This window comes from Arthrobacter sp. H14 (genome assembly GCF_000520495.1).
GTDB lineage: Bacteria > Actinomycetota > Actinomycetes > Actinomycetales > Micrococcaceae > Arthrobacter_C.
This window is the reverse complement of sequence record NZ_KI914657.1, coordinates 12159-21103: the sequence shown is the minus strand read 5'-3', so window position 1 is coordinate 21103 and position 8945 is coordinate 12159. Positions and strand designations below refer to the sequence as shown.

General features: G+C 64.7%; 7 protein-coding genes. 5 read left to right on the top strand and 2 right to left on the bottom strand.

Annotation, left to right across the window (positions count from 1 at the left end):
- Both Y707_RS25730 and Y707_RS0112830 read right to left on the bottom strand, forming a co-directional pair.
- Positions 1-493 (bottom strand): amidohydrolase family protein (locus tag Y707_RS25730; protein ID WP_035781651.1); only part of this gene is annotated, 493 nt, incomplete at its 3' end.
- A 139-nt stretch (positions 494-632) separates the two neighbouring features.
- On the bottom strand, positions 633-1640 hold the full coding sequence (locus tag Y707_RS0112830) for an adenosine deaminase (protein ID WP_035781649.1): 1008 nt from the start codon (positions 1638-1640) through the stop codon (positions 633-635).
- A 226-nt stretch (positions 1641-1866) separates the two neighbouring features.
- Here Y707_RS0112830 and Y707_RS0112825 point away from each other — a divergent pair, with 226 nt between their 5' ends.
- From Y707_RS0112825 to Y707_RS0112805, 5 genes are all read left to right on the top strand, one after another.
- A complete protein-coding gene (locus tag Y707_RS0112825) occupies positions 1867-2346 on the top strand; it encodes a nucleoside deaminase (RefSeq protein WP_026535396.1) in 480 nt (159 codons plus the stop codon).
- A 14-nt stretch (positions 2347-2360) separates the two neighbouring features.
- Positions 2361-3857, top strand: coding sequence for an NCS2 family permease (locus Y707_RS0112820; RefSeq protein ID WP_035781647.1), 1497 nt, complete (start codon positions 2361-2363; stop codon positions 3855-3857).
- 140 nt (positions 3858-3997) lie between these two features.
- Positions 3998-5236, top strand: coding sequence for an XdhC family protein (locus Y707_RS25725; protein WP_051441960.1), 1239 nt, complete (start codon positions 3998-4000; stop codon positions 5234-5236).
- Positions 5227-6060, top strand: coding sequence for an FAD binding domain-containing protein (locus Y707_RS25720; protein WP_035781645.1), 834 nt, complete (start codon positions 5227-5229; stop codon positions 6058-6060). The genes Y707_RS25725 and Y707_RS25720 overlap by 10 nt, the downstream gene beginning before the upstream one ends.
- A complete protein-coding gene (locus Y707_RS0112805) occupies positions 6057-8867 on the top strand; it encodes a molybdopterin-dependent oxidoreductase (protein WP_051441959.1) in 2811 nt (936 codons plus the stop codon). The genes Y707_RS25720 and Y707_RS0112805 overlap by 4 nt, the downstream gene beginning before the upstream one ends.
- The last annotated feature ends 78 nt before the right edge of the window (positions 8868-8945 follow it).

Here is an 8945-nt window from a genome sequence, read left to right as displayed (position 1 = left end):
CGTCCTGTCCCAGCGTCATGGAGCCGCGGGTGAGCATCGCCCGCATGCCAAGATTGCCGACGACGGCGGCTTGGATATCGATCGATTCCTCCATTCCGCCGGGGAATAGATAGTGATGATCGGCCGCGGTGGTGCAGCCGGACAGCAGCAGTTCAGCCAGCGCGACGGTGGTGGCCAGTTCCAGATCCCGCGGAGTCAGCCGGGCCCAGACCGGATACAGATTCTGCAGCCAGGGAAACAGCGGAACATTGACCACGGGCGCCCAGGCACGGGTCAGGGTCTGGTAGAAGTGATGGTGCGTGTTGATCAGTCCGGGCAGGACGACGTGGTCGCGGGCCTCAAACACCTCGTCGTACGACGTCGTCGGGGTCTGCCCGGCGGCAACCAATTCGACGATTCTGGTGCCTTCGACGACGACTCCACCACCGGCGTCGTGCTCATTGGCGGTAAAAATGGCTTGCGGGTTGCGCAACCAGGTGCGTCGGGCTTCCACGGATCTATCCTCCGGTCGATGTCGGTCTGCGACACCGCGGACACGCCGGTCTGGGCGGACGGCACGAATGTCGCCAGCTCAGTTCTCCTGTCTGCTGATCCAGGAACCGCTACAGCGGTTGCGAGGAACAGTAGCATCTTCAGGGTCGGTCTGCACCACCGCTGTTCTGCCAGGCTTCAATTTCGGCGAGCAGTTCCCGGCGGCGCTCGTCGGTGACGAAGGCGGACTGCACCGAATTTTCCGCCAGCTTGACCAGCTGCCCGGTGTTGAACCCGAAAGTCTCCTGCAGCCGGGCAAAGTTGTCATCCTGATAGCCGCCGAAATAGGCCGGATCGTCCGAGTTTACGCAGACGTTCAGTCCGCGTTCCAGCATCCCGGGCAGCGGATGCACGGCGAGCGTGTCGACCGCGCGGAGCCGCACATTCGAGAGCGGGCAGACGGTCAGCGGCATTTGTTCTGCGACGAGCCGCTCCACGAGTTCCTCGTCCTCCATACAGCGGATTCCGTGATCCACCCGGTCGACTTCGAGCAGGTCCAGAGCCTGGCGGATGTAGTCGGGCGGGCCCTCCTCGCCGGCATGGGCGACGCACTTCAACCCGGCCGAGTGGGCTCGTTCGTACAACGCCAGGAAGTCCGACGGCGGGTGACCGACCTCGGCGGAATCCAACCCGATGCCGATGATGGGCGCATTCATCGCGAGCAACTCCTCCAGCACAGCCAACGCCTCGTCGGCCGGCTCATCCCGCAGGAACGCGGCGATCAGCTCAGTGCTGATGCCGAACTCCTGCTCACTGCCGGCGAGGCCGGCGGTAACACCATTGACGCAGGTCGCCAGCGGCACTCCGCGGGACAGGTGCGCCTGCGGATCCATCATGATTTCCGCGTGCCGCACCCCCGCCGCTGCTGCCCGGGTGAGGTAGGAGCGTGTCATGTCGGCAAAGTCGCGCTCGGTCTGCAGCACGGTCATGTTGCTGTAGTACAGGTTCAGGAACGACTGCAGGTCGACAAACTCATACTGCCGTCGCAGTTCTTCGATGTCTGCGTAGGGCAGTTCGACCCCGTTGCGTTCGGCGAGTGCGAAAATCAGCTCCGGTTCCAGCGTTCCCTCGATGTGCAGGTGCAGTTCGGCGGTGGGAACGGGTCTCATCAGCAAGCTTCTTTCACTAGTCGAAAAACATTTTCCATGAATGTGTTGCGTATCACTCTCTGTACCAGTAATCTCAGTGTCAAGCCAAAGGCGGGCACTCAGGACAGAGAAGCTATCTACCAGGCTGAACTGCATATCTAAATCGCAGCCGTCTGGTACGAGTTCTCGAGAAACATCATGGCGCACATGACGTGTCACGGCAGCTGCCTGATCCTGGAGTTTCACCATGGAAAAAGATTCTGCCCACACCAATTATCTCTCCGAGGCTATTGCCCTCGCCGTTGCGAACGTTCAAAATTCGGGGGGCCCGTTCGGCGCCGTCGTCGTGACCGCGGACGGGCAGGTGTTCCACGGCGTCAACCGCGTCACCGCTGACAATGACCCCTCTGCCCACGCCGAAGTGATGGCGATCCGCAACGCCTGCGCCGCACTGGAAACCTTCGACCTGACCGGCGCCAGGCTCTACACCAGCTGCGAGCCGTGCCCGATGTGCCTGGCCACCTCGCTGTGGGCACGCCTGGCAGGAGTCTATTTCGCCGCCGACCGCCATGATGCTGCCGACGGCGGTTTCGACGACGCAGTCTTCTACGACTACTTCAACACACCTCCCGAGGACCGGTCCCTGCCGGTGCGCCAGGTACCCATGGAAACCCGGACGGCCCCCTTTGAGCAGTGGGCGTCTACTCTCGACCGCGTCGACTACTGAGGGGGACAGCAGAAATGGTACTTCTGACCGGATCGGGCTCAAGGCCCGGAGAAGATCCACAATCAGCACCAACGCGTAAGTCGGGCAAAAAGGATCTGCTGGACCGTTATTTCAAGATCACCGAGCGTGGCTCCAGCTACAGCCGGGAAATCCGCGGCGGACTCGTCACCTTCATCACAATGGCGTACATCGTCATCCTGAACCCGCTGATTCTGGGCGGTTTCGGCCCGGATTCGGCAACCCTCGACGTCGAGGGCGGCTGGTTGGAAGCGGCGCAGGTCGGCGCCGTCACGGCACTGACCGCCGGCGTCATGACCATTATCTTTGGTATCGCCGCCAACTTGCCGTTCGGTATTGCCGCCGGACTCGGCATTAATTCCTTCCTGGCCGTCTCCGTCGTCGGCGATGTGACCTGGCCCGAAGCCATGGGCCTGGTGGTTATCAACGGACTGCTGATCGTGCTGCTGGCCGTGACCGGAGCCCGCGAGGCGATCTTCAATGCGGTGCCGCCTGCCCTGAAGGCGGCAATCACCGTTGGCATCGGCCTCTTCATCGCCTTCATCGGATTCGTGGATTCCGGCTTCGTCCAGGGCACCGAGGGCGGCCCGCCGGTACAGCTTGGCGACGGCGGTTCCATCACCGCGGTGCCGACGCTGGTCTTCCTGCTGGGCGTGATCCTGATGGGCATCCTCGTGGCGCGTAAAGTCACCGGCGGACTGCTGATCGGCATGGTCGCGACGACCGTGATCGCCGTCGTCGTCGAAAGCATCCTGAAACTGGGACCGGCGTTCGAGAATCCCGGCGGCTGGCACCTGAACGTGCCAGCCCTCCCGTCCTCCATCTTCGCGGTTCCGGATCTCAGCCTGGTCGGCGAGTTCAGCTTCGGCGCCTTTGAGCGGATCGGCGCCCTGGCCGCGACCATGCTCGTTTTCACCCTCGTGTTCACGAACTTCTTCGACGCGATGGGAACGATGACGGGACTGGCCAAGAGCGCCGGGTTGGCGGACAAGAAGGGCAACTTCCCGGGGCTGAAAGCCGCCCTGATCGTCGAAGGAGCCGGTGCCGTGGCCGGCGGTGCGACCTCGGCGTCGTCCAACACCGTCTTCATCGATTCCGCCTCAGGGATAGCCGAAGGCGCCCGCACCGGACTGGCAAGCGTCGTCACCGGCACGCTGTTCCTGGCGGCGATGTTCCTCACCCCGCTGACGGCGGTCGTTCCGCTCGAGGCGGCCGCGGCGGCACTGGTGGTCGTCGGGGCGATGATGGTGGCGCAGATCAAGGAGATCAACTTCAAGAACTTCTCCATCGCGTTGCCGGCATTCCTGACCATCATCACGATGCCGCTTACCTACTCGATCGCCAACGGAATCGGCATCGGCTTCATCAGCTGGGTGTTGATCCGGGCAGCGTCCGGCAAGGCCCACAAGATCCACTGGCTGATGTGGCTCACGGCCGCCGGCTTCGTCCTGTATTTCGCCCGCGGTCCGGTTTCGGCCGCGCTTGGGACGTAACAAACTCCTGTTCTGACCTCCACAGTTTCCATGTCGAACAGGAACGGCGCCGGAAGACCCGTGACACGGCCTTCCGGCGCCGCGCATAATTCCATCTATAAGGTGCCGGCCAAAGGCACCCTCAAGGAAAGGGCAGCAGAATGCTCGACATCCTGAACACCTGCTCCGCCTGGCTCGGGGCGGGGCAACCGTTCGCCGTCGCGACCATCGTCTCCGCGACCGGTTCCGTGCCCAGAGGGGTCGGAACCGCCATGGCCGTCAATGCCGACGGCGAAGTGGTGGGCTCGCTCTCCGGCGGCTGTGTGGAAGGCGCCGTTTACAACGCGTGCCGGGAGACGATGGAGTCGGCCACGGTCCGGCGCGAGCAGTTCGGGTACAGCGACTCGGACGCCTTCGCCGTCGGGCTGACCTGCGGGGGCGTGCTCGACATCCTGATCCAGCCGGTGTACCCACAAGGCCATCCCGGGCAACAGCTTGACCTGGCGGGGCTGGCCCGGCTGGCGGAAACCGGACAGGACATTCCCGCTGCGATTATCAGGCGGCTCGACGGCGGCAGGCTGACCGGCGTCGTCGTGCTTGCTCCGCAGGACTTTCCCTCCACAGCCGACGCCGGCCATCTCGAAGCGCTGATCCAGGACAGTACCGCCGCGCACGGGGCGGCGGCGCAGATCCAGGCGATGCTCTCGACCGGCCAGACCGGTGTCCTCCGGCTTTCGCCAAACCGGGATGTCTGCGGCGACGACTACATCAGCCTGCTGGTGGAAACCCGGCTGCCACCGCCGCGGCTGCTGATTTTCGGCGCCAACGATTTCAGCGCCGCGCTGGTCCGGACCGGCAAACTGCTCGGCTACCACGTCACGCTCTGCGACGCGCGGCAGGCATTCACCTCGGCCGGCCGGTATCCCGGGGCGGACGAGGTCGTGGTGGCGCAGCCGCACCGGTATCTGGAAGCCGAAGCCGGGCAGGACAGGCTGGATGCCCGCACCGTAATCTGCGTGCTGACCCACGACGTGAAGTTCGACATTCCGCTGCTGGAACTGGCCCTGACGCTGCCGGTGCAGTACGTCGGGGCGATGGGTTCGCGCCGCAGCCATGCCCAGCGGGTCGAATCCCTGCAGGCACTCGGCGTGGACGAGGAGCAGTTGAGCCGGCTGCATTCGCCAATCGGGCTGGACCTCGGCGCGGTGACCCCCGAGGAAGTCGCGGTGTCCATCATGGCCGAAATCATCGCGGGAAGAAATCAACACCGGACGGCGCAGCCGCTGAGCCGCAGCACCGGGCCTATCCACCCGGAAGCGGTCCACCCCGAAGCGGTCCACCCGGCGCGAAATCCCTCAGAGCCGCCCATTTCACAGTCAGGAGTTTCGTCATGGATATGAGTACCGTCGTGGCGACAGAGAAGTCCCACGATCCCGATCAGTGGCAGCCGGGTGATGCCTGGCTCGCCGGCGGCACGGTGCTTTACTCCTATGGCACGTCCACGCTGAAGCGGCTGCTCGACATCTCCTACGCTGACTGGCCGGCGCTGACCGTGACGGAGGATGGCTTGGACATCGCCGCGACCTGCACGATCGCGGAGCTTTACGCCTTCCCCCGGAGCGATCAGGCGCAGGTGGACCGCTGGCCCGCCCTGTCGCTGTTCCGGCAGTGCTGCGATTCCTTCGTCGCCTCCTTCAAGATCTGGAATATGTCCACCGTGGGCGGCAATATTGCCACCTCGCTTCCGGCCGGACCGATGACGTCGCTGACAGCGGCGCTCGACGGCGTCGCCACCATTCTTGTCCCCGGTGGCGGAAGCCGCGAACTGCCGGTGGCCGAGCTGGTTACCGGCGACGCGCAGAACGGGCTGGAACCGAGTGAGCTGATCCGCAGCATCCACCTGCCGGCCACGGCGCTCTCCGAGCAGGTGACCTTCCGCCGGTTGTCGCTGTCCAACCTGGGCCGGTCCGGAGTGCTGCTGATTGGGCGGCGCCGGAACGACGGCGGCATCCGGCTGACGATCACGGCCTCCACCAAGCGTCCGGTCCAGCTGGATCTGCGGCCCGGTGCCGGCGCAGCGGATCTCGTTTCCGCCATCGACGAAGCGGTGCCAGCCGGCCTCTATCACGACGACATTCACGGACTGCCTGAGTGGCGCCGCGACATGACCTACCTGCTGGCCGAACAAATCCGTGCCGAACTGGGCGAAGGACCAACATCATGACGAACCAAGCAACCACCAGCGCTCCGACGGGAGCGGCCCCGGCATTCAGCGGCATCGAGATCAACGGAAGCCGTGCCGCCGTCGAACCCCAACCGGGACAATGCCTGCGCACCTACCTGCGCGAACAGGGCAATTTCGGCGTCAAGAAGGGCTGCGACGGCGGCGACTGCGGAGCTTGCACCGTCCACGTCGACGGCAAACCGGTGCACAGCTGCCTCTATCCCGCGCACCGGGCCGAGGGTAAAGCGGTGACCACGGTCGAAGGACTCGCCGATGATGGCGGACTGCACCCGATGCAGCAGCAGTTCCTGGCCGCGCAGGGGTTCCAGTGTGGCTTCTGCACCGCCGGCTTCCTGATGACGGCCAGCACGTTCGATGACGAGCAGCTGGAGAATCTGCCCCGGAACCTGAAGGGAAATCTGTGCCGCTGCACCGGCTACCGGGCGATCGAGGACGCGGTGTGCGGCGTGCAAAATGTCGACGCTGAAGGCATCGGAAACCAGCGGGCCGGCGACAATGTCGGTGCGCCGGCCGGTCTCGGCGTGGTGACCGGGAAGGTCCGCTATACCCTCGACGTCGACCCCAAGTCCCTGCCCGGACTGTTGCATATGAAGCTGGTCCGCTCGACACACGCGCACGCGCGGGTCCGCAGCATCGACACCACCGAAGCGCTCGCGGTGCCGGGTGTTTGTGCGGTTTTCACCCACGAGGACGCGCCCGAGCAGCGGTTCTCCAGCGCCCAGCACGACCACTACGCCGACGATCCGGACGACACCAGGGTGCTCGACGACGTCGTCCGGCACGTCGGGCAGCGGGTTGCCGCCGTCGTCGCCGATTCTGTCCGCGCCGCCGAGGAGGGCGTCCGCCGGGTCAAGGTCGACTATGAAATTCTGGCCTCGGTCATCGATCCGGAAGAGGCGATGCTGCCGCAGGCACCACAAATCCATGGCGAAAAGGATGCCGATGTGTCCCGTATTGCCCGGCCGCAGGACAACGTGCTCGCCGAACTGCACAGCGCGGTGGGCGACGTCGAGGAGGGCTTCGCGCAGGCCGCCGCGGTCTACGAAAACACGTTCCACACCCAGCGCGTCCAGCACGCATCCCTGGAAACGCATGCGTCAATCGCCTCGTTCGACGACGACGGCCGGCTTGTGGTGCGCTCCAGCACCCAGGTGCCATTCCTGGCCCGCCGGGCGCTGTGCCGGATCTTCGGGCTCGAACCGGACCGGATCCGGGTGCTGTGCGAACGCGTCGGCGGCGGCTTCGGCGGCAAGCAGGAGATCCTGACCGAGGACGTCGTCACGATGGCGGCGCTGGCCTTGAAGGTACCGGTACAGCTGGAATTCACCCGCGAGGAACAATTCACCTCGGCCACCACGCGCCACCCGTTCCGGATCAAGGTCAAGGCCGGCGCAGACGCGGACGGGAAACTCACCGCCCTGCAACTGGACGTGCTCTCCAACACCGGCGCGTACGGCAACCACGGCATCGGCGTGATGTTTCACGGCTGCGGTGAATCCATCGCCGTCTACAACTGCCCCAACAAGAAGGTCGATGCGCGGGCGGTCTTCACCAATACCGTTCCGGCCGGTGCATTCCGTGGTTATGGGCTTAGCCAGATGGTGTTCGCGATCGAGTCCACCATGGATGAACTCGCCTCGCGACTGGGCATCGAACCGATGGAGCTGCGCCGCCGGAACATTATTGCCGACGGCGACCGAATGATCTCGACCGGCCCGGAGCCGGAAAAGGACGTCCACTTCGGCAGTTACGGGCTGGATCAGTGTATTGACCTGGTCGACGACGCCCTGGCCCGGGGACGGAAACGCGAGGTCGAGTTCGGTTTCGTGCTCGGCCCGGAATGGCTGCTCGGCGAGGGGACCGCGCTGTCCATGATCGACACGGTGCCTCCCCGCGGACATATTTCCCACGCCCGGACGCGGCTGGCCGAAGGCGGACGATATGAACTGCTGGTTGGCACCGCTGAATTCGGCAACGGTACGACGACGGTGCACGCGCAGTTGGCTGCGACGGCTCTCAATACCAGCGCGCCCCTGATCACCGTGCGGCAGTCCGACACCGACCTGGTGGAACACGACACCGGCGCTTTCGGTTCGACGGGGGTAACCGTTGCGGGGAAGGCGTCGCTGCAGGCCGCGGAGGAGCTGGCCACGCAACTGACCAAGTTTGCCGCCGTCGTCACCGGAACTGAAGGTGCGGAATGCGTACTTGACGGCGACGGCGTCGATTGTGATGGCACCCGGATCAGCCTGGCAGAGCTGTATGAGCACGCGAAACAGACCGGAACCGAGTTGCTGGGGCGGGGTTACTGGGGCGGCACGCCGCGTTCGGTCGCCTTCAATGTCCAAGGCTTCCGCGTCGCGGTGAACGAACAGACCGGCGAGCTGCAGATCCTGCAGAGCGTGCAGGCGGCCGATGCCGGCGTCGTGATGAACCCGTTGCAGTGCCGCGGGCAGATCGAGGGCGGCATCGCGCAGGCGCTGGGGGCCACCTTGTACGAAGACGTGGTGATTGACGACGCCGGGGTGGTGCAGACGAACATTCTGCGCCAGTACCATCTGCCCACCTTCGCGGATGTGCCCCGCAGCGAGGTCTATTTCGCAAAGACGAACGACAAGCTGGGCCCGCTCGGAGCCAAATCGATGAGCGAAAGCCCGTTCAACCCCGTGGCTCCGGCCATGGCCAATGCCATCAGGAACGCGACCGGTGTGCGGTTCACCGACCTGCCGCTGGCGCGGGACAAGATCTACCTGGGAATACGGGCGTATCAAAGCGGAAAGAACTGATCCAACTCTGCAGTAATCCATATCGGCCCCGGCATTGCAGCCGGGGCCATTAGTTGACATGGAGGTCAACTATGAAAA